This is a genomic window from Paenibacillus lactis (assembly GCF_017873605.1).
Lineage (GTDB): Bacteria > Bacillota > Bacilli > Paenibacillales > Paenibacillaceae > Paenibacillus_AQ > Paenibacillus_AQ lactis.
The window spans coordinates 224,776-246,310 of sequence record NZ_JAGGKI010000003.1; the positions used below are offsets into that span (position 1 = coordinate 224,776).

The window sequence follows — 21,535 nt, forward strand, 5'->3', positions numbered from 1 at the left end:
TAAACAAGCTCTATTCGTCAGCATATGGAAACATTCCTCTTCCGTCAAGCCTAATCCCTCTTGCTCGGGCCTCGCCCCGTTCCCGAAGCTGCCAGGAGCAGCCAGGAAAAGAGGACGATCATGCCGGTCCAGGCCCAAGCGAGCCGGCTGTCACCGTTGCTTACAGCAACGTAAATCGCTGTTGGCAGCGTCTGTGTCACCCCGGGAATGTTGCCGGCCACCATCCACGTTGCACCGAATTCGCCCAATCCTCTGGCAAACGCCAGAATATAGGCCGAGACCGCCGCACGCCGCACGAGCGGCAGCGTAATCCAGCGGAACACCTGCCATTCGCCGGCTCCGGCCGAACGGGCCGAATCCTCAAGCTCGGCATCCACCGATTCGAACCCGACGCGCATGCTTTGATAAACCAGGGGAAACGAAACCACGATCACCGCGATGACGGCGGCCCCCCAGCTGAATACGACCGGTCTTGCGAACAGCCATTCCGCCGCCATCCCTACCCAGCTATTTCTGCCCAGTATAACGAGCAGAAGAAAGCCGACAACCGTCGGCGGCAGGACGAGCGGAAGCATAAGCAGCGTTTCGACCGCCGTCTTGCCGGCAAATCGGCGCCTCGACATCCACCGGGCTGCCGCAGTACCTAGTATAAACGTAATGATGCTGGAGAGCAGTGATGTTTTTATCGACAGCCACACCGGCATCCAGAACATCTCGGCTTCCGTCACGGCGATTCCTCCACCACGTCGAAGCCTGCCTTCTGAAATATCGCTTTCACTTCCGGCGTTTTCATAAAAGCCAGCAGCTCGCTTGCCTCCTCCGGATGCTTGGCCTGTACCGGCACGGCTGCGGGGTACTCGATCGGCTGATGCAGGCCCTGATTGATCTCCATGGACAATACGGCTTTCGACGAATGGGTCAAATCCGTTTTGTAGACGAATCCCGCATCCGCATTGCCAGACTCCACGTAAGCCAGCACCTGTGACACGTCCTTGCCGTACACGGCCTTGGACTCCACCTCGTCCCATAGCCCTTCATGCTGCAGCGCTTCCGCAGCGTACTCGCCGGCCGGAACGGTATCGGGCTGACCGACCGCCACAATCCGGACATCCGGTCTTAACAGCTCGTCCAGCTGTTTGATGGAAGGCTTCGGCCCAGGCTCAATCAGCACAAGGCTGTTCCGGAACATCAGCTGAACCGAGTCGGCCTTTACAATCCCCTTATCGACAAGACGATCCATCGGCTCCACTGCAGCGGATACGAATAAATCGACAGGGGCTCCTTGCTCCAGCTGCTGGCCCAGAGAGCCGGAGCCGCCGAAATTGTACCGGATCCGGACATGGGAATGCTGCTCTTCGAACAGCCGCCCTGCCTCCTCCATACTGTCCTTAAGACTTGCGGCTGCGGATACCAAGAGCTCCACCGGTTCTTCCCCGCCGGACGTCATATCTTGAGCATCATTTCCCGAAGAACGACCGGAAGCGCATGCCGATAGCAGGAGCAGCACCGCTAACAGCGCAGTGATCATGATCGGCCGTTTCGGGAAGGTTCCGCGGCCGGCCATGTCAGGAAACCACCGCAGCGCCGATCAGATGACTAAGGCTCTTCATCTCAAGCTCTTCCAGCTTCTGCAGGGCACGTTCAGGATCCACGGCCAACCGGCATAGATCCAGCTCGCATTCCATCGGAACCTCGCAGTGGATCTCGGCAAGCTGACGGGACAGATGAAGCATATCCAGATCGGCTTCAATCTTGCTCCGAACCCCCTTCGTTAGGGCATCCAGATTTTCCAGTATCCCTTCCACCGATTCATATTCCTGAATCAGCTTGACCGCCGTCTTCTCTCCGATCCCGCGCACGCCCGGGTAGTTGTCGCTGGTGTCGCCCATAAGCCCCTTCACATCAATGACCTGCTTCGGCAGGAGGCCTTTCTCTGCATACAAAGTTTCCGGAGTATACACCATATAATTGCCGTGGCCTTTTTTCATAATAATGACGGAGGTGGATTCGTTGACAAGCTGCAGCAGATCATGGTCCCCTGACAAGATCATTACCTTCATGTCACCGCCGAACCGTCTGGACAACGTTCCGATGCAATCATCGGCTTCGTAGCCCTCGACCCCCAAATTCGGCATTCCGAGGCATTCGGTCACCTCTCGTACGAGGGAAAACTGGGGGATCAAATCATCCGGCGCATCCGGACGGTTCCCCTTGTACATCGCAAACTGTTCCGAACGGAACGTTTTCGATCCCATATCCCAGCAACAGGCGACATGGGTCGGGTTGAATTTATCGATTGCATCCCATAAATAACGCAGGAATCCGTAGACTGCATTGGTAGGCAGACCGGATTTCGTACGGCGAATGTATCCGCTGGATGCGGTAGCATAATAAGCTCGAAATAATAAAGCCATCCCGTCTACGAGCATTAAGGATGGTTGTTGATGGGGTATCACGTAATATCGCTCCTAACTGTATACTTCTGTTATGCATGGGTTACCATCATGATTCTTTGCCATTATACCATATCAGCCTCGGATCTTGGGCTTGTCTAAAGGCGTTTCTTTGAATTTCCTGCCCATTCCTTTCATCCGGGTGGCATCTGAAGACCAGCCTGGTTCAAAAATCCGCAAAAAAGAAGCATCCTTTGGTCTCATGACCTTAAGATGCTTCCTCGTTGGATCCCGCTGACTGGCCGGCTGCCGGGGCCGGGTGAACTCCGTTGGCGGCATGATGCCCATCTTCTCCAGCACCAGCGTTCAGCTTTGAGACGATTTCGGATTTCGATTGATGTCCGGGTTGACCGGAGGGTTCTTATACCCGCCGCTGACTCGGTGGGGCTGCCATCCTACTTGCCCCAAGCCTCCTGATATTGCTCGGCCTTAAAACCAACGGTCACCTGTTTGCCGTCCGTCACGATCGGACGCTTGATCAACCGGCCGTTGCCGGACAACAGCTCGATCTTCTCATCATCGGAAAGACCCGGCAATTTATCCTTCAGGTTCATTTCCTTGTAAACCTCGCCGCTCGTATTAAAAAACTTCTTCAGCTCCAGCCCGCTCTTGGCAACCAGATCGGCCATTTCTTCCTTGCTTGGGGCCTCTTCAAAAATATTTTGGAGCTCAAGCTCATAGCCTTCATTCTGAAGCCATTTCACGGCATTGCGGCATGTGCCGCATTTCGGATATTGGTATACCTTCAATTTGCTCATACGTTATGTGCTCCTTCTTATGTCGTAAAAACTGCTAAGATCTTGCCCTTTCAGCCTCATGAAGCCATGCTTTCAGCCGATTCATATCATCCGGCAGCGGTGCGCGGAACTGGACCGTCCGTCCATCCATCGGATGCACAAGCGTAAGGCTCGAGGCATGAAGCGCCTGTCTTCCGATTCTCTCGTCCAGCCTCGCCACCTTCTCATATAGCACAGGCGGTAGCGGGTCCGTATTTGCGGAGGATGCCCATTCCGCCCCCGACACCCGGCTGTAGACCGGATGCCGGTACATCGGATCGCCGATCAGCGGGCAACCGATGCTTAGCATATGCACCCGAATTTGATGCGTTCTGCCGGTCTCCAGCTTCAATTCAACCAAGGAAGCGTCGCGGTATGCCGCAACCAGCTTGTAGCGGGTCAATGACGGGTAGCCGCTCGGCGTAACGATCCGCCGGTGAGGCTCGAGCGGGTCCCGATCGATCGGTCCGTCAATATCGCCATCGGCGGGCTCAGGTCGTCCATGAACGAAGGCGACATATCTTTTATCCACGGTCCCGGCGATCATTTGCTCGGAAATATGCTGATGAACATAAGGGTTCTTGGCAATAACGAGCACCCCCGATGTTTCCTGGTCCAGACGGTGCACGGCCCGGAAGCGGTAGTTCCAGCCCTTCTGCAGCCAGTAATGAACGACGCCGTTGGCCAGCGTATCCGTATAATGCCCGTGCGTCGGATGTACAATGACCCCTGCCGGCTTGTTCAGTACAAGGATGAATTCGTCCTCGTACATAATGTCCAGATCCATCGGCTGCGGCAAAATATCATCCGAGCGCTCCTGCTCCATGCGGATTTCAACGACATCTCCTGTCTTAACCTTGACGCTGATGTACACACGCTCGCCGTTGAGCATGATCCCCTTTTCGGTGAGCTTAAGCCGGGAGAGCAGCTTCCGGGATACCCCCATCCGCTGTTGGAGGATCGTCTTTAGCAGCATGCCCTCCTCATGCCCGGATATGACATACTTGATCGGCGGATAATACGAGTCCATCAATTATCGAAACACCTTCCCGCTGCGCTCGTACTCCACATCCGGTATTCCCGCACGGGCATTCGCCGCGCGCGCCGCCACGAAGAAATAATCCGACAGCCGGTTCAGATAACGGCGTACCTCCGGATTACTCTCAATGTCGCGCTGCAGCTTAACGGTCAGCCGTTCCGCCCGGCGGCAGACGGTCCGGCATACATGGAGGGCGGCCGCCAGCGGGCTTCCTCCCGGCAGGATGAAGCGTTCCAGCGGCGGATTGCCCTCCTCCAGCTCATCCATCCACGCTTCCAAATGATCGACCAGGCCGGCACTCACCTTATATTTATCCTCGCGGGGCCTTGCATAAGCTAAATCCGATCCGCAATCAAACAGCTCATGCTGGATCTGGACCAGCTGCCGGGCCAGCTCCTCGAACCCGCTCTCCTTCGCCAGGGACACGGCCTGTCCGGTAAAGCTGTTTAATTCGTCAATCGTACCGTACGCTTCGATCCGCGGATCATCCTTAGGAACACGTCCGCCGATAATGGAAGTCTCACCGGCATCCCCTGTTTTCGTGTATATCTTCATTTACGCGTCTCCTCCTTATCCCGATTCAGGCAGCTTTCTTATATCAACTTATTATGCTCAACTATAGCACAACCCGGTACAACTTCCCCAATCGCTTCAAGCCAAAAGAGGATTGTCCAGATGTGAATAAGGCTGCTCACGCGGGTAATTGGATCACCCACAGAACAGCCTTATCTTTATATTTTTCATATATTAGAGGATACTCGCGTTTATAATTTCTTTTTCGGGTTGGCTTTCATGTACTCGTTAATCTTCAAATCCAGCAAACTGCTGATTTCGATCACGATCTCCGAAGTGAAGGACTGTTCTTCAAGAAAAATCTGCTCCATCTTCCGGCGGAGCATGTGAATTTCGTCTTCCAAGGTGATTTCCTGAGGAGTGGATTTCGCTGATTTCATTGACCATTTACCGTGATCATTGTCTTCAGCCGTATAATCACCACGGTAATTTGACAATTCATAATCACAAAACACTGGTGATCCCTCCTTGGAAAGTAAAATTCTGCTCCCAAAATAAAATTATAACATATTTCTGACCAATGAAAAGTAAAACTTTTGTTAATTCAAGGAAAACGTACAACGAATTCCTTGCTTATATTAATTTTTCCATAAACTTTCCTATACGCTCCAACGCTTCGTTCAGCTGTGATATGGATGTTGCATAAGAGCAGCGTATAAAGCCTTCCCCGCCCGATCCGAAAGCCGTGCCTGGAACGGCAGCGACCTTGGCCTCTGTCAGGAGCTGCTGGGCGAAATCCTCCGATGTTAACCCCGTCCGCTTAATGCTTGGGAATGCGTAGAAGGCCCCTTGCGGTTCATGGCAATCCAGCCCGACCTCACACAATCCCTTGACAATGAGCCTGCGCCGCTGATTATACGACTCCACCATGCGATCCTTCTCGCCCATACCGTTGCGGAGCGCCTCCAGCGCGGCCACCTGTCCCATCGCAGGCGCGCACATGACGGTGTACTGATGGATCTTCAGCATGGCGGCAATCAGATCGGAATGCGCGCACACATATCCCATACGCCAGCCCGTCATTGCAAATGCCTTGGAAAAGCCGCTGACCAGAATCGTGCGGTCTTTCATGCCCGGAACCTGGGCAAAGCTGACATGCTTGCCTTCGTACGTTAACTCGGCATAGATCTCATCGGAGATGACGATCAGATCATGCTTCTCCACCACTTCCGCAATCGGGAGCCAATCCTCATAGGTCATAATAGCCCCTGTCGGATTGCTTGGATAACACAGAATCAGTATTTTCGACTTCGGCGTAATCTTCGCCTCGAGGGCCTCGGCCGTCAGCTTGAACTGATTCTCGGCCTTCGTCTCGATGCCAACCGGCACCCCGCCGCCCAGCGAGGTAATCGGAGAATAAGAAATATAACACGGTTCAGGTATCAAAATTTCGTCGCCGGGAACGATCAAGGCCCTAAGCGCCAGATCGATCGCTTCGCTTCCGCCGACGGTCACAATCATTTCATTCGCAGGGTCGTAAGCGACATGGAAGCTGTCGTTCAAATATTCCGCAATCGCTTCGCGCAGCTCCGGCATGCCCGCATTGGACGTATAGCCGGTAAACCCGCGCTCAAGGGAATAAACGCAGGCTTCGCGGACATGCCACGGAGTTACGAAATCCGGCTCGCCGACTCCGAGCGTGATGATATCCTTGTTGCCGCTGACCAGATCGAAAAACTTCCGGATTCCCGAAGGCTGAATATTTCTAACACTCGGCGCCAGATAGGAGCTCATCGATTTCCTGTTTTGTTCTGCAAGCTGCTGTTCGTTCACAATCATAGCACACGCTTCCTTTACGGCGAGATCAGGAGACGGTTGTCTTCTTCACGCTCTTCAAAAATAATCCCGTCTTGTTTATATTTTTTCAAAATAAAATTGGTTTTGGTCGACAGTACCGAATCAATCGGTGACAGCTTCTCGGACACAAAATTGGCCACTTCGCGCAAATTGGCGCCTTCCACTTCAACCAGCAGATCATACGCGCCGGACATGAGGTAGACCGACTTCACTTGAGGGAACAGATAAATCCGCTCCGCAATGCCTTCGAAGCCTCTTCCGCGTTCAGGCGTAATCTGTACTTCGATCAGCGCCGTTACCTTCTCATCCTCAACCTTGCCCCAATTGACAACTGTCGCATATTTCACGATCACATGATCCCGCTCAAGCTCTGCAATGGAGGTCTTTACTTCTTCCTCATCGACACCAAGAAGGGTTGAGAGCAAAGCCGGCGATCTTCTCGCGTCCTCTTTCAGCAGGTCAAGCACCTTCAGTTTCAATTCGCTTAGCTCTTCCATATACGTATCCTCCAGCACTTGCTTTCGATCCCTTCATCAGCTGCAGGGTTCGGAAGCAGAGATTAATACCTATATTACAATAACTCACATGGGATGTGCAAAACAAAAAAACCGACGGCTGCTCCCGCGAAAGCTGCAGCAAGAACCATCGGTTTTTATGCGGGGAAAAGCATGGCTGCATTTAGGATAGCGGCGGAACGTTTGCCGCATGGGAAGCAACATTCGGCTGGTGTGCGAACGGACCCATCGCTGCGTTTTTTTGGCTGATTAGATCCCGCGCTTTTTGGACGGACTGCTGTGCCTGCTTATACTGCTTGTCCACATCGACCTTCAGCGCATATGATCCGGCGGAATACATGTTTTGCTGTTTCATCAGGCTGTATAACTCCCCCTGCAGCTTCAACGTGTCCGCAGTCAGGCTCTCGAACATTTGCCGGACGGCGGGGCAGGATGACTCCGTTGTGGCCGTCGTATATTCGCGAACCGTTCGCTTCAGCTCACCCAAAATCGTGCTGAGCATATCCTGTTCCGGTAAAAATGAAGCATTGCCCATGGATGCCATTAATAATCCTCCTTATGTTCATGTGCTCGAAGTATTTAAGGTTGAGGTTACTGGGGCTGTGCAGGCGCGATTCCGCTGTGTGCCTGGAGCGAATTCACCAGGGTATCCATATGCTGCTCGTGACGGCTTGCAAACCCCATCAGTGCCTGCTGGATCGCAGGATTCTTGCTTGCCGCCGCAGTTGCCGCGCAATGCTTGGCCAGCATCGCTTCATTCGATAGGCAATCCGCGATATAGTCCAGCTCTTTGAAGGTCAGCGGCTCCATTTGATGATTGGATGTCATGTCGTTGTCATTCTCCTTTGCCATAAAGTATCGCAACCCTAGTATGCCTCGGGCAATAAAAACTATGTTCCGGGCCTCATAAATCCCCGACAGGAATCCAAAACTAATATGGATCGCCCCATACGTTTTGAAGGAGGAAGCACGAAGGACATGATATTGACCGGCGGCACCACCCCCTGGACATTTTTACACAACAAGCCCATAGCGAAATACCCCCGTTTAGAAGATAAGATCCATTGCGATGTTCTTGTGATCGGCGGGGGCATCAGCGGAGCGGCCATGGCCTACGTACTGACGAAACAGGGTGTGGACACCGTGTTGTTGGAAAAAGGGCGCGTTTGCGGCGGCAGCACCTCGGCCAATGCGGGACTTCTGCAGTTCGCCAACGACCGGATGCTTTCCGAGCTGATTCAGCAGTTTAACGAACAGCAGGGCAAGGCCTTTTACCGGATGTGCAAAGATGCGGTGAAACGACTATCTGATATAGCCGGAGAGCTATCCATCGATTCATCCTTCACGGAAAGAAACAGTCTCTATTATGCGAGCACGCCTGAGGATGCCGGCAAGCTTCGGCATGAGTATGATATTCTGAAGCGCTGCGGCTTCGATGTGGAGTATTGGGACCGCCAGCGAATCAAGGCCGCCTTTCCTTTCGCAAAGGAAGCGGCGCTATATACCCGTGGAGACGCCGAGGTTAATCCTTACCTTCTCGGACACGGCATGCTGAAAGACGCTAGCCTTCAGGGGCTCCGGATTTATGAGGAGAGTGAAGTCCTGGATTGCCTATATACCGACAGCAGCGTAGTGGCCCATACGCAGCGGGGGGCGGTGGCGGCTAAGCAGGCCGTATGGGCTGGAGGTTATGCCATGCAGGATTGGAAGCCGGACCGTCAGGTGGTGCTGACCAACACGTATGCGATCATGACCGAGCCGGTATCCGATCTATCTTCTTGGCACGATCAGGCGTTACTGTGGGAGTCCGGCAATCCCTATCTCTATTTCAGAACAACGCCGGATCACCGGATTATGGCCGGCGGACTGGACGAGCCTCCCCCTCCTTCCGGCAGGCCGTATCAGTTCATGAAGGAACGAAGCGACAGGCTGCTGAAGGAAATCGGCCGTATGTTCCCCGAGTTGGAAGGCGTAAGAATGGCTTGCGCCTGGGCGGGGATCTTCGCGTCTACGAAGGATGGCATGCCCCTCATCGGACGTCATCCCGAATACCCGAACAGCTATTTCATGGAGGTATACGGCGGCAACGGTACGGTATTCAGCATGATTGCGGCAGAGCTCCTGGCTGAAGCCATTGCAGGCCGTGAGCCCGAAGCGCTGGCGTGGCTGTCCTTGACCCGTCCGGTCGAGATCAAGAACGAATAGACATGCTGGCCAATGCAGCAAAGGGTATCCCGGGCACGAACCCGCGGATACCCTTTTTTTTGAATGACTGATTCCCCGTGTTTCCTAGTCGGCTTTCCCAGTATAGGTCGCTTGTTTGTCCCCGGTAAACAGCTTCCGCATAAAGATCCATGAGCCGATCGGCGAAGCGCCCAAAAACAAAAGCAGCAAGGTAATCGTTAACGTATCCTGCCGTATGGACAACACCATGATAAAGACCAAAAGTCCTGCGATTCTCCCCAAAGTGAGGCTCAGCTCCCGAAGCACGACAAGCTCCACCCGCTTCTCCACGTTTTCCCGGTTAAGTCCCATCAGATCGAAGCTTACCGATACGGACGGCAGCATGTACAGCGGGATAAACAGCGAGGTACCGATACCAAGCACCAGCAGGGTCGTATAATTGACATCCAGAAGCAAAGGCATAATGACAAGCAGCATACACGCTGCGCCGATGAGCATACCGGTTTTGCGGTACTTCGGCTTGAACCATTTCCCGCATATCCAGTAGCTGACTAGCGAGACGGCAGAGGTGATTAGCGCGAATTGGCCGAGCTTGGCCTCACGGTCGGTAGCGACAAATACGAGCAGGGTGATGAGAAAGGAAAATACCCCTTCCCGCATCCCCTGCACGGCAAGCCCCCATACGGCATATTTCCACACTCCGCCTTCCTTTAACCGGTGATAGGCTTCGAGCCAATGGTAGCTGTCCTGGACCGGACGCTTGTGCAGAAAAAAACTAAGAACGACCGTTACGCCGTAAATGATCATCGAGACCGTGAAAATAAACCTGTAGCCGGACTCTCCGTGCATAATCGTGATGATCCAGCCGGCCAACCACGGCCCGATAATGCCGGTGATGGAGCCCAGCAGCCCGATCCAGCCATTGAACCAGTCCCGGTTCTCCGCGCTGGACACTTCGAAATAGACGACATTAAAGGCCAGCCAGAACAATCCCAGCGATACGCCGAACAGCAAGCCGAGGGGCCAAATGTAATCAACGGCTTGACCTCCTGCCCACAGCACGCACATATAGAATATGCCGGAAACGGCAATTCCGAGGCGGAGGGCATTCATCTTATTGTGCTCCTTCACCCATTTCCCCGCAGCCCAGAAGGTAAGCCCCAAAGCGACTTGCTGGGCAATCGTAAACCAGCCAAGCATCAAATAATCCTGCCGGCTCTTCCACAGGTACACGTTCAGGAATGTGCCCGACAGCGCGCTCGATAGAATGAAGAGGCCATGAACGGAAAGTAGAAGGATAGCCTGGGGGTCCTTTGTCCATTTCATCTGCAGTTCCTCCCTTGCCAGTTACACTGAAAGTCCTCGGATATTTTACCCTTTCCGTGCCCGCTTCATAACGAAAAAAGGGAACCGCTCCTTAGCGGTTCCCTGTAACAAGCCCTAAGACGGGCCATTTCGCCTATCCTTACGGCTATTCCTTTTTCTGGATGAAGCTTCGAATCAAACGCAAACGGTCGTCCTCGGCCAGATTGTACTGTACCTGGAAGCAACCTGGACACACGTAGACGTTCATGTCGAAAGGCGGCTTCAGCACCGGTCCTTGCAGCAAGGAGGCGACAGCCGGCTGGAATCCCTCTTCCGTCACGCGCTGCGTGCCCGCATGGAGCATATACTCCCGGCAATGGAAGCACTCCGGCACCTCGTCCTGCTCGTCCAGAACCGCTTCCACGGCCTCCTCGAATGCAAACAAATCATGATCCTCTCCGTACTTATCCACCGTTCGCAGCGAAGAGAGGTTCTCTGTATCGGATCCCCATATGCGGTGAAGCTCACGCTTCTCATCTTCGGAGATATCAAAGGATTCTTCGTCCACTTCATCCAGATCCGCCGGATCGGCTTCCTCATCCTCCCGGTCAATGGAAATGCTGAGGGTCCGGTACCCCTTCAGCTCGTTGGAGCAGTGGGGACATGTATCCTCGGGACCGATCTCTTCGTCCCACACAATTTCATTTTGACACCATGGACATACCGTTGGCTCCATCGTTACATTCATTCCTTTCCTAATTAAAGCGGCCCATGATAGGTCGGTTCATATATTTTACTGGGACATCAAATAAACGATGCCCCCCACAAAGAAGATCAAGGCGGCCGCAAACAGCACCCGCGGCAAATATTTCATCGTACTTTTCCTCCCGTACTAGCAGCCCTACGTAATACTGGCGCCGATAATGTAAGATAAAGATACGGTGATCAGCAGCACAATTAAGCCGACGGCACGGTTATCCTTGCCGATTTCCTCATCAACGGAGAATACCGGAGTAAGGAATTCCAACAGCAAATATGCCGCCAACAGCAGTATAAACCCTAAGAACGACCATTTAATCATACCGTAAATGGAGGTGTTGGCCGTAATGCTGTAGCGCATAACATTGCAAATACCGAATACCTTGCCTCCCGTTGCCATGGCTGCGGCCACATTACCCTTGCGTATTTCATCCCAGCAGTTGTACTTGGTGACCAGCTCAAAGCAATACAGGTACACGATCAGCGCTAATATGGCCACCGAAAAATACCCGACAAGCACGCCCAATGGGTGGGTCAGCAAATGATCAATCGCTTCCATCATTCCCAATAGTTCCTCCCCGAACCTCGGCGGGACTCTGAAGACCTGGTGAGGTCAAGAATCCCGCCGGACTAATCCCTATGGTGTATTGTATACGTATGAAGGAGAAAACGGTTCCTGATTTTTGCTCTTCCTTATTTCAGCTCGGCAATCGTAACGCCGGTTCCGCCTTCACCGTAGTTGCCGAGGCGGTAGCTTTTGACATGCTTATGCTTGCGCAAATATTCCTGAATGCCTGTTCGCAATATCCCCGTACCTTTGCCATGAATGATGTAAATCTGGCCCAGGTTGCCGAGGAACGCCTCGTCGATAAAGCGGTCCACCTCGATTAACGCTTCCTCCAAATTGGCGCCGCGAAGATCAAGCTCATTGCGGATATTTGCATCACGCGTTCGCTTGAGCACCGTGGCATGCTGCTTCTGCGCCTGTTTGGCGTTTGCAGCCGGATTGGACAGCAGCTCCAAATCGTCGAGCCCGACCTTCATCTTCATGATGCCAAGCTGCACGATCGCTTCCTTCGATCCTGCGAGCTCCACCACATGGCCTTTCTGGTTCAGGCTGTACACGCGGACCTCGTCACCGGCTTCGATACTGCGCTGCTGCTTGCTCTGGCGCTGGGCCCCCGGCCTTTTGCCCTGCTCGGGCTCGGCTTCCTCCAGCCGCTTTCTGGCCGCGATCAGCTTATGCTCCTTAACCGATGCCCCTTCCTCCTGGGCCAGCTTGCGCAGATCCGATATGATCTGTTCCGCCTCGGAACGAGCTTTATCGACAATCTGCTTCGCTTCGACGCGCGCTTTATCAACCAGCTTATCGCGCTGGTCCTCCAGCCGCTGAAGCTCCTCACGATGACGGGCGCGCAGCTCCTCCATTTCCTTCCGGACCTGCTCCGCCTTCTCGCGTTCAACCTCGGCAGTATGCCGGTTTTCCTCAAGAGAGGCAATCATATGCTCGACCCGCTGATCCTCTTCCTTCACTTCACCCCGGGCAAATTCCAGAATGGAGCCCGGCAGACCGAGCCGTTCCGCAATCGCAAAAGCGTTGCTTCGTCCCGGCACGCCGACGAGGAGCCTATAGGTTGGGCTCAGCGTGTTGATGTCGAATTCCATGCTGGCGTTAATAATGCCCTTCCGCTCGTAAGCGTAGGCTTTCAGCTCGGAATAGTGCGTTGTGGCAATCATGCGGCAACCCATGGAATGGATATGCTCGAGGATCGCGATCGCGAGGGCGGAGCCCTCCGCCGGATCTGTACCTGCCCCTACCTCGTCCAGCAATACTAGGCTTTTCGGGGTCATTTGGGTCAAAATGCGAATGATATTGGTCATATGGCTGGAAAAAGTACTCAGGCTCTGCTCGATGCTCTGCTCATCCCCGATATCGGCATAAATCGCATCGAATACGCACATCTGGCTGCCTTCCTCGGCCGGAATGAACAAACCGGACATCGCCATCAGATTGAGCAGCCCGATCGTTTTCAGCGTAACGGTCTTTCCTCCGGTGTTGGGGCCGGTCACGATGATCGAAGTATACGAATTGCCCAGCTCGACATCAAGCGGCACGACCTGATCCATCGGAATTAGCGGATGGCGGCCTTTGCGGAGCTTGATATATCCCCGGTCGTTCATTCGCGGCAGCGAAGCCTTCATGACATGCGCCAAGCGGGCTTTGGCAAAAATAAAGTCCAGCTGGCCGACCAGATCGACGTCAATCGCCAGCACGTCGGCCTGCTCGCCGACCTGTGCGGTCAATTTTTGCAGGATGACTTCAATTTCCCGTTCTTCCCGAATCCGGGTCTCCCGAAGCTTGTTGTTCATGGCCACAATGGATTCCGGCTCGATAAACAGGGTAGCGCCGGATCCGGATTGGTCATGGACGATGCCGCCAAAGTATGAACGGTACTCCGCCTTGACCGGAATGACAAAACGGTCGCCGCGGATCGTAATCAGCTGATCCTGCAGCATCTTCGCCACCGATTGGGAGCGGATCATCGATTCCAGCTTCTCCCGGATCCGCACCTCGCCGTTTCGCAGCTCGCGCCGAATCTGGGCCAGCTCCGCGCTTGCCGTATCCAGCACCTCGGCCGAATCGTCGATGCATGCCCGGATCGCATCCTCCAGCGGCTTCTGCTCCGAGATCAAATCGCTCAAATGAAACAGGATGTCGATGGGTTCATCCTCATGGATGCCTGCGATGAAACGCTTAATGCGCCGCGAGCCTAAGATGGTGTTCGCCGTGGCTAACAGCTCATGCGGATTCAGCGTCCCTCCGATCCGCGCCCGCTTTAATGCGTCATTAATATCCGTAACGCCGCTGAAGGAAGGCGTTCCCTTCAGCCGATCGACGGTGTACGCCTGGTCGGTCGCCGCGAGCAGATGCTTCACGTCCTCAAGCTCCGCAACGGGCCGAAGCTGCTCCGTTCTCTCGGCTCCCATCGAGGTCTGGGTATACTGCGACAATGTATTTAAAATTTTTCGATATTCCAACGTTTGCAAAATCTTGTCGTTCAAGAAGCTCACAACTCCTCTCAATCAATGCATATATTATAACGAAAGCCATGGAAATTCGCCATGGAAACCAAAATCCTTCCACACATAACCGCAGGCTCAATTGAACAAAATAATTTCTGCGTAACATTCTTAGTCCTATTTCTAAGGAGGCAAGTACCATGCAATTCCTCGGGCACGTCGTTCGATTTATCGTTGCCGCGCTTGTACTTATGGTCGTGGGATGGATTGTTCCTCAATTCACCGTCGGCGGATTCGGAAGTGCGCTCTTGCTTGCGCTGGTTATCGCTCTGTTTGGCTGGGCGATTGAGGGGATCTTCGGCAAGAGGGTCACCCCGTTTGGACGCGGGATCGTAGGCTTTCTCGTGAGCGCCCTTGTCATTTACCTTGCCCAATTTATCGTTGGAGGCGTCAGCGTCTCCGTATTGGGCGCTCTAATTGCCGCGCTCGTTATCGGGATCATCGATTTGTTCATCCCGGTCGCCACACCGTTTGAAGCCGGCAAGAGCCGCCGCAAGAATTCGTAGCACACACCTGCGGCTAACCGCCCTTCTTCGAAAGTACGGCGGATATTTCTCAGCACCCCCCTGTTGCCACTAACAGGGGGGTGTTGTCCTGTTCAGACATATTTTTAAGCGCTGAGTTCACCAATTTTTCATAACAGCGATGTGCATGCCCGCTCTTTCTGCGCTATGATAAAAAACAGATAGGTAAAGTTCACCAATATTTCATAGTCGGGAGAGATCATAGTGAAAAAAGCGATTGCACTGCTTATATCTTCTATGCTTCTGCTTGTGCTGGCTGCATGCGGCGGCGGAAATCAGAATGAATCCGCAGGAGATTCGGGCATTACCGATACAGGCGTAGCGCCGGAAGCTGAACTCGTCATCAAGGGAACGAACTTCAAGTTCGACCAAGAGGAATACCGTCTGAAAAAAGGGGTTCCCGTCAAAATTACGTATGAGAACGAGGAAGGCAATCATGGGGTCATGATCCCGGCTCTGGGCCTGCAGCTTGACCGCAAAAACAACTCCACGGTCGTTACCCCGGACGAAGCGGGCGAATTCGAAATTTCTTGCTCCATTATGTGCGGAAGCGGCCATGGCGCGATGATCTCCAAGCTTATTGTTGAAGAATAGCACCAGCAGCAAGACGCAAACAAAACCTCCGGATTGCCAGAGAGAACTTCCTCTCTGTGCAACCGGAGGTTTTTGCCGCTGGTAAGAATGGGATGATTCCACAACCGTACTGATCAGAATACGGAAGCAGACCCTCGGATTATCGCTGGTCCTGCTCGATCAGTTCAATCCATTCATTATATTCGACTTGAAGCTTGGCGTACTCTTCCTTCAGCTTCTTATGTTCTTCTTCAAGGTGGGCGGTTTGCTCCGCCTTCAGCTCCTGTTCGGCCTGCAGCAGCCGGTATTGATGCATAACGAGCTCATACTGCTCGCCCAGCTCGGCGTACTGCGCCTCGGCATCCTTCTTCTCGCTCTCCATTCGCTCGCAGGCTTCCTTAGCTGAAGCGATTTCTCGCTGCCAGGAAGTCAGCTCCTCTTCCAGCGCGTCCCGGGATGTCTTCCATTCCTCGCGTTCGGCCTGAAGCCGCTCCGTCTCTTCCGCGAGCTGGTCCCGCTCCGCCATCCACTGCTCGCATTGCTCCTGCCAGTGAGCCGCCCGTTCCTCTGCCTCTCTTAATCGCTTCGCAAGCTCCTGACTGTGCTCCTCGCTTGCATTTGCCTTGCGGCGAAGCTCGTCCAGCTGACTTGAAAGCGTATCGTATTCCTCCTCGAGCATCGCATAGAGCTTATGCGTTTCTTCCTCGCGGCTCTCCGCTTCCTTGCCCAGCTTCTCCAGCTCGTCATACCGGTGCTGAAGCTCGAGCAATTCCTGCCGGGCCGCATTGCGATCGGCATTCGCGCGTTCGGCTTCGTCCTTCAGAACGCCGATTTCATCCTGGAGGCCTCTCATGCCTTCCTCCAGGCTTTCGTTGCCTTCCATCAGCTCCACAATCCGCATCTCGAGCTCGCCGGTCTCCACTTTACGCTGATCGGCCAGCGTACGCCAAGACTGAAGCTCCTGGCTCAACCGCTGCAGCTCCTCCTGCTGCTTCCTCGAAGTCTGATTCGCATCCACAACGAGCTTCTGAAGGCGGCGCCGCTCCTCTTCCGACTTGGCGGATTCGGCTTTCAGGCTGTCCCGCTCCTCGCTCAGCTGCTGCACTTGACTCCGAAGCTTCTGCAGCTCCTGCTCGGCGCTCTTGACCTGCTGCCTTGCCTGAAGCAAATCCTCCTTCAGCTTCTGGGACTCGCTCTTGACTACGCCCAGCTCCTTCTCGGCCGCTGCCAGGCGCGACTGCAGCTGACCTCCCCGGCTTCGCTGATCCGACAGCTGCTTCTCCAGCTCTTGTACGGCGGCTGTATGCTGCCGGTCTTTCTGAAGCGCCTCCTGCTTGAAGGACTCCTCCAGCTTCTTGGCATGCTGGGCATGCTTCTCGGCTTCCTCCTTGGCGGAAGCCTGATACTGCTGCTCCAGCTTCTCCAGCGCCTGCTTATGGGTTCCGTTCAATTGCTGCAGCTGGCTTTCATGTCGCCGCTTCATTTCCTCCAGCGCCTGCTGGTGCCGCCGCTCAAGCTCTTCGCGCTGCTTCTTCAGCTGCCCTTCCAGCTGCTGCTTATCCTGCTGCAGCTCAGACACACGCGCAGATTCCTTCTGCAGCAGCTCCTTGGTCCGCTCGGATTCAGCCGTCAGCGTCTCTTTCGCGCTCCGATATTCCTCAGCCAGAGCGGTCTGCTCCGCAAGCTTGCGTTCCATCAGCTCGCTCTGCTGGCGATGCCTTTCCTGCTGCTCAATCTGCAGCCCCTGAACACGCGCCAGCTCGGAACGCAGCTCGTTACGCTCCGCATTAAGCTGCTTAGCCTCATTCTGATAATGCTGCATCTGCAGCGCTTCTTCAGCCATATGTACCGCAGCAAGGACGGCAATTCGCGGAGTATCCAGCCGGGTGTGCGCCTTGGATATGGTGCGCATCCGTTCGTCCACATAGCTTGCGACCTGTTTCGTATAATCGCTGCTGCTGCCGACAAGTTTATAGGAAGTCCCGTAGATGTCTACGGTGACGCTTTTACGATCCGGTGTTGTCACGGTTGTGCCCTCCTTCTATTATGTGTGCAATCTATGATGTATTGGCCTATCCCTCTTCCTTCATTATATATGAGATCTCAAGTGCAGACGAATGGTAGAGACACAGACCGAAGCTTGATTTATGACAATAGCCGCTTGTGGTTATCATTATCTACCGAACGGGCGTCCGGATGCAACTCTTGCGCAAAAATGCTGCGAAGAAACGCTCATGCTGCACCTTCCGGGACCGAGGATCGAAACAATCGCTTCCAAGCGATCTTAGGCTCGACCACAAAAAGCCCGCATCGAATCTCTGATGTGTAAAGGATTCGATGCGGGCTTTCACAATTCCTGCTATTTTCTCAATTCTGCGCCAAAAGTTTGCTGAAGCGCCGTTACGGCTTTTTCGGTTACCTGAGCAACCTCTTCATCGGTCAATGTCCGATCCTGATGACGGTACATCAGGGAAATCGCAACGCTCTTCTTGCCTTCGCCAAGCTTGCTTCCGGTGAAGACGTCGAATACTTGAACCTGCTGAAGCAGTTCACCGGCATTCTCACGAATGACCTGAATCAAGGAGCCTGCCTCAACCTCTTCATTCACCACGATGGCCAGATCCCGCTCCATACCCGGGAATCTCGGCAAGTCACGGTAAGCCACCCGGTCATTGGTCAGCTCATACAATGGGGCAAGCAATATTTCCGCAGCGTAGGTATCCTCCAAATCCAGCTCCTGCTGAAGCTTCGGATGGATTTGTCCCAGCACGCCAAGAAGCTGCTTGTTGCCTCCATGCTGGACGAATACCGATGCCGAGCGGCCAGGATGGAAGCCGGCCGGCTGGTTCGCCTCATAGCTGATCTGATCTGCGGCGATGCCGAGATAATCCAGCACGGTTTCGATCGCACCCTTCAGATCGAAGAAGTCCACCTTCGCCGGCTGCACATTCCACTGCTTCGCTCCTGTCCGGCCCGACAGCAGCAGACCCAGCACCGGACGCTCCTGCGGCTGCTTCGTCAGAACCTCCTCATGCGTGTGGAAGAGGTTGCCGATTTCGAACAACGCAAGATCCGGCTGCTTGCGATTGAGGTTGTAAGCGGCAATATCGAGCAACTGCGGCAGCAGGCTGGTCCGAAGCACGCTGCGGTCCTCGCTCATCGGCATCGCCAGCTTGACCGCTTTGCCCTCTTGCTCCAACGCGGTAAATCGTTCGGCCTGTTTCGGATGAATGAAGGAGTACCCAAGCACCTCCTGGAAGCCGCCATGCGTCAGCAGCTTGCGGAGCGAGCGGCGGATCGCCTGTGCTTTCGTAAGGGAGCCCGGCGTGGTCGGCCCTTCGATCGGCGTGGTCGGAATGTTGTCATAGCCGTACAAGCGTGCAACCTCTTCGATCAGATCCACATCCAGCGTAATGTCTCCGCGGCGGGTAGGGACTTGAACGTCCACCAGCCCTTGAGCGGCATCACCGCTTGCAAAATGCAGCCGGGAGAAGATCGTCTTCACCTCCAGCAGCGACAGATCGGTACCGAGATAGCGGTTCAGCTTCTCGAGCGAGAGCGTGATCACCTTCGGCTCGGACGCCGCTGATCCCGCTTCGGCAATTCCTTGATGCACCTTGCCCCCGGCATATTTCGCCATCAGGGAGGCCGCCCGGTTCAATGCCGGGATAACTGCCGCAGGATCCACTTCCTTCTCGAAGCGCGAGCTGGCTTCGGAGCGAAGCCCCAGTTGTCGGGATGTTTTGCGGACGGTGCCGCCGTCAAATTTGGCCGATTCGAGGAAAATGTTCACGGTATTGTCCGTAACCTCGGAATCCAAGCCACCCATAACGCCGGCAAGGGCCACCGGTTTGCCGCCGGACGCGATGACCAGCATATGAGGAGCAAGCGTACGCTCCTGGCCGTCAAGCGTCACCATCTTCTCGCCGTCTTCGGCCATCCGAACGTGCACGGCGCCGTTCTCCAGGCGATCCGCATCAAAGGCATGCAGCGGCTGTCCGTACTCCAGCATGACGTAGTTGGTAATGTCGACGATATTATTGATCGGGCGAATCCCTGCCGCCATCAGCCGGTTCTGCATCCACAACGGGGATGGAGCGATCGTAACTCCGCTAATATAGCGTGCTGCATAATGCGTGCACTGCTCCTTCGCGCCGATGGTCACTGCGATATGATCCGCTGCGCGCTCATGCACCTCTACGATGTCTTTCTCCGGCTCTGGCAGGCTCAGCTCCCGTCCAAGGATCGCGCTTACCTCGTAGGCTGCCCCGAGCATACTCAAGCAATCGGAACGGTTCGGCGTAAGATCCAGCTCCATCACCTCATCGTTCAAGCCGAGCACATCGACGATCGGCTTGCCGATCTCGGTATCGGCAGGCAGCACCAAAATTCCCTCCTGCAGCTCCTTCGGCAGCAGCTTATCGTTCATGCCCAGCTCCTTGGCCGAGCAGATCATCCCTTGGGACAGCACGCCCCGCAGCTTCGCTTTCTTAATGTCCAGGCCGCCCGGAAGCTTCGCGCCGACAAGAGCGACGGGCACTTTCTGTCCGGCGTCAACGTTCTTTGCCCCGCACACGATTTGCAGGTCTTCCTCCTGCCCCGCATCCACTACACAGACGTTAAGCTTATCCGCGTCCGGGTGTTTTTCCTTGCTCTTCACGTAGCCGACGACGACCTTGCTGATGCCCTGATTCCGCTTCTCGATGACGTCGATCTCGATGCCGGCTGACGTAATCCGCCCGGCAAGCTCCTCGGCGCTAACGCCCTCGAGCGATATATAATCGGACAACCAATCCGTTGAAACTCTCATTGTGTATTCACTTCCCTTATCTTGTTTAAGTTAGATCCGCGTGAACTGCTTCAAAAATGCCGTATCGTTGTTGAAGAAATGCCGGATGTCATCTACGCCGTATTTCAGCATGGCGATCCGCTCGACTCCCATGCCGAATGCAAAGCCGCTGTATTTTTCCGGATCGTAGCCGCCCATCTCCAGGACTTTTGGATGAACCATGCCGCAGCCCAAAATTTCGAGCCAGCCGGTATGCTTGCACACGCGGCATCCGCTGCCGCCGCACTTCACGCAGGACACATCCACTTCGGCGCTCGGCTCGGTGAACGGGAAGAAGCTTGGACGCAGGCGAATCTGCGTATTCTCCCCGAACATTTCCTGTACGAATTGCAGCAGCGTTCCCTTAAGGTCGCTCATCCGGATATTCTCCCCGATGACCAGACCTTCGATCTGGTGGAACTGGAACGAGTGGGTCGCGTCATCGTCGTCCCGGCGGAATACCCGGCCCGGGCAGATGATTTTAACCGGAACTTCCCCTTCCATCGCCAGCATCGTCCGCGCTTGCACTGGAGAAGTCTGGGTACGCATCAGCAAATCCTCCGTCAAATAGAAGGAGTCCTGCATGTCGCGCGCCGGGTGGTTTTTCGGCAAATTCAACGCCTCGAAATTGAAATAATCGGTCTCCACCTCCGGCCCCTCGGCGACGCGGTAACCCATTCCAATGAAAATGTCCTCGATATCCTGGATGACTTTGCTGAGCGGATGAATCGCGCCTTGCGCAAGCTTCCTTCCCGGCAGCGTAACATCCACCTTCTCCGCGCGCAGCCGCTCCTCCGTCTCCTGCTGGAGGAACGCCTCCTGCTTGCTGGCGATGACCTCCTCAATCGCTCCGCGGACATCGTTCGCCACCTGTCCGATCACCGGGCGCTCTTCGGCACTTAACTGGCCCATGCCGCGCAAAATTTCCGTCAGCGCTCCTTTTTTACCGAGGTACTTCACCCGCAGATCATTCAAGCGTTGCGGATCGCTTACGTCCTGCAACTGTGCTAATGCTTCTTGCTTTAATGCTTCCAATTTCTCTTTCATTGCTGTTCGCACACCCCTTCATGAACTCGTACTTGCCTTTTTCCTTGCAAATAAAAAAGGCCTTTTCTCCCAGAAAGGGAC

21 protein-coding genes are annotated in these 21,535 nt (G+C 54.5%); 3 read left to right on the forward strand and 18 right to left on the reverse strand.

Annotated elements, in window-relative coordinates; all coding sequences use genetic code 11:
- Nucleotides 1-50: 50 nt before the first annotated feature.
- From modB to J2Z18_RS06700, 11 genes are all read right to left on the reverse strand, one after another.
- Entirely contained in the window at nucleotides 51-728 is a 678-nt protein-coding gene (gene modB / locus J2Z18_RS06650; RefSeq protein ID WP_276825267.1) for a molybdate ABC transporter permease subunit, read from the reverse strand.
- Entirely contained in the window at nucleotides 725-1,564 is an 840-nt protein-coding gene (modA, locus tag J2Z18_RS06655; protein WP_007127273.1) for a molybdate ABC transporter substrate-binding protein, read from the reverse strand. The genes modB and modA overlap by 4 nt, the downstream gene beginning before the upstream one ends.
- 1 nt (nucleotide 1,565) lies before the next feature.
- A complete protein-coding gene (locus tag J2Z18_RS06660) occupies nucleotides 1,566-2,429 on the reverse strand; it encodes a 5'-3' exonuclease (RefSeq protein WP_186332859.1) in 864 nt (287 codons plus the stop codon).
- Between the two features lie 419 nt (nucleotides 2,430-2,848).
- Nucleotides 2,849-3,211 carry an arsenate reductase family protein gene (locus J2Z18_RS06665; protein ID WP_007127271.1) on the reverse strand — a complete coding sequence of 121 codons (363 nt, stop codon included), beginning with the start codon at nucleotides 3,209-3,211 and terminating at the stop codon, nucleotides 2,849-2,851.
- 34 nt (nucleotides 3,212-3,245) lie between these two features.
- Nucleotides 3,246-4,259 carry an RluA family pseudouridine synthase gene (locus J2Z18_RS06670; protein WP_210094577.1) on the reverse strand — a complete coding sequence of 338 codons (1,014 nt, stop codon included), beginning with the start codon at nucleotides 4,257-4,259 and terminating at the stop codon, nucleotides 3,246-3,248.
- 3 nt (nucleotides 4,260-4,262) lie between these two features.
- The gene (locus J2Z18_RS06675; RefSeq protein WP_210094421.1) at nucleotides 4,263-4,823 is read right to left on the reverse strand and encodes a cob(I)yrinic acid a,c-diamide adenosyltransferase; all 561 of its coding nucleotides are present in this window, start codon (nucleotides 4,821-4,823) and stop codon (nucleotides 4,263-4,265) included.
- A 209-nt stretch (nucleotides 4,824-5,032) separates the two neighbouring features.
- Nucleotides 5,033-5,296, reverse strand: a complete 264-nt coding sequence (locus tag J2Z18_RS06680) for an aspartyl-phosphate phosphatase Spo0E family protein (RefSeq protein ID WP_007127268.1) — start codon at nucleotides 5,294-5,296, stop codon at nucleotides 5,033-5,035.
- A gap of 118 nt (nucleotides 5,297-5,414) precedes the next feature.
- Nucleotides 5,415-6,620, reverse strand: coding sequence for an aminotransferase class I/II-fold pyridoxal phosphate-dependent enzyme (locus J2Z18_RS06685; RefSeq protein ID WP_028403780.1), 1,206 nt, complete (start codon nucleotides 6,618-6,620; stop codon nucleotides 5,415-5,417).
- Nucleotides 6,621-6,634: 14 nt separating this feature from the next.
- The gene (locus J2Z18_RS06690) at nucleotides 6,635-7,135 is read right to left on the reverse strand and encodes an Lrp/AsnC family transcriptional regulator (RefSeq protein WP_007127266.1); all 501 of its coding nucleotides are present in this window, start codon (nucleotides 7,133-7,135) and stop codon (nucleotides 6,635-6,637) included.
- 181 nt (nucleotides 7,136-7,316) lie between these two features.
- A complete protein-coding gene (locus J2Z18_RS06695; RefSeq protein WP_210094422.1) occupies nucleotides 7,317-7,697 on the reverse strand; it encodes a spore coat protein in 381 nt (126 codons plus the stop codon).
- Nucleotides 7,698-7,744: 47 nt separating this feature from the next.
- The gene (locus J2Z18_RS06700) at nucleotides 7,745-7,981 is read right to left on the reverse strand and encodes a hypothetical protein (protein ID WP_007127264.1); all 237 of its coding nucleotides are present in this window, start codon (nucleotides 7,979-7,981) and stop codon (nucleotides 7,745-7,747) included.
- A 108-nt stretch (nucleotides 7,982-8,089) separates the two neighbouring features.
- Here J2Z18_RS06700 and J2Z18_RS06705 point away from each other — a divergent pair, with 108 nt between their 5' ends.
- Nucleotides 8,090-9,358: an NAD(P)/FAD-dependent oxidoreductase gene (locus tag J2Z18_RS06705; RefSeq protein ID WP_245255878.1), complete on the forward strand. Its 1,269-nt coding sequence runs from the start codon at nucleotides 8,090-8,092 to the stop codon at nucleotides 9,356-9,358.
- Nucleotides 9,359-9,442: 84 nt separating this feature from the next.
- On the opposite strand, the gene J2Z18_RS06710 is transcribed toward J2Z18_RS06705, so the two are convergent.
- The 4 genes from J2Z18_RS06710 to J2Z18_RS06725 form a co-directional block, all read right to left on the reverse strand.
- A complete protein-coding gene (locus tag J2Z18_RS06710) occupies nucleotides 9,443-10,663 on the reverse strand; it encodes an MFS transporter (RefSeq protein WP_210094423.1) in 1,221 nt (406 codons plus the stop codon).
- 145 nt (nucleotides 10,664-10,808) lie between these two features.
- The gene (locus tag J2Z18_RS06715; protein WP_040737785.1) at nucleotides 10,809-11,378 is read right to left on the reverse strand and encodes a hypothetical protein; all 570 of its coding nucleotides are present in this window, start codon (nucleotides 11,376-11,378) and stop codon (nucleotides 10,809-10,811) included.
- 165 nt (nucleotides 11,379-11,543) lie between these two features.
- Complete coding sequence (locus J2Z18_RS06720) at nucleotides 11,544-11,963, reverse strand: DUF350 domain-containing protein (RefSeq protein ID WP_007127260.1); 420 nt, start codon at nucleotides 11,961-11,963, stop codon at nucleotides 11,544-11,546.
- Nucleotides 11,964-12,094: 131 nt separating this feature from the next.
- Nucleotides 12,095-14,464 carry an endonuclease MutS2 gene (locus J2Z18_RS06725; protein ID WP_007127259.1) on the reverse strand — a complete coding sequence of 790 codons (2,370 nt, stop codon included), beginning with the start codon at nucleotides 14,462-14,464 and terminating at the stop codon, nucleotides 12,095-12,097.
- Nucleotides 14,465-14,622: 158 nt separating this feature from the next.
- Between J2Z18_RS06725 and J2Z18_RS06730 the strand changes: the two genes are divergently transcribed.
- Together J2Z18_RS06730 and J2Z18_RS06735 are read left to right on the forward strand one after the other, a co-directional pair.
- Nucleotides 14,623-14,988: a phage holin family protein gene (locus tag J2Z18_RS06730; RefSeq protein WP_007127258.1), complete on the forward strand. Its 366-nt coding sequence runs from the start codon at nucleotides 14,623-14,625 to the stop codon at nucleotides 14,986-14,988.
- Between the two features lie 222 nt (nucleotides 14,989-15,210).
- A complete protein-coding gene (locus tag J2Z18_RS06735; protein WP_210094424.1) occupies nucleotides 15,211-15,600 on the forward strand; it encodes a cupredoxin domain-containing protein in 390 nt (129 codons plus the stop codon).
- A 139-nt stretch (nucleotides 15,601-15,739) separates the two neighbouring features.
- On the opposite strand, the gene J2Z18_RS06740 is transcribed toward J2Z18_RS06735, so the two are convergent.
- From J2Z18_RS06740 to pheS, 3 genes are all read right to left on the reverse strand, one after another.
- Nucleotides 15,740-17,605, reverse strand: coding sequence for a hypothetical protein (locus tag J2Z18_RS06740; protein WP_210094425.1), 1,866 nt, complete (start codon nucleotides 17,603-17,605; stop codon nucleotides 15,740-15,742).
- Nucleotides 17,606-17,938: 333 nt separating this feature from the next.
- Complete coding sequence (pheT, locus tag J2Z18_RS06745) at nucleotides 17,939-20,389, reverse strand: phenylalanine--tRNA ligase subunit beta (protein ID WP_210094426.1); 2,451 nt, start codon at nucleotides 20,387-20,389, stop codon at nucleotides 17,939-17,941.
- Nucleotides 20,390-20,419: 30 nt separating this feature from the next.
- The gene (pheS, locus tag J2Z18_RS06750) at nucleotides 20,420-21,454 is read right to left on the reverse strand and encodes a phenylalanine--tRNA ligase subunit alpha (RefSeq protein WP_007127254.1); all 1,035 of its coding nucleotides are present in this window, start codon (nucleotides 21,452-21,454) and stop codon (nucleotides 20,420-20,422) included.
- Nucleotides 21,455-21,535 lie beyond the last annotated feature (81 nt).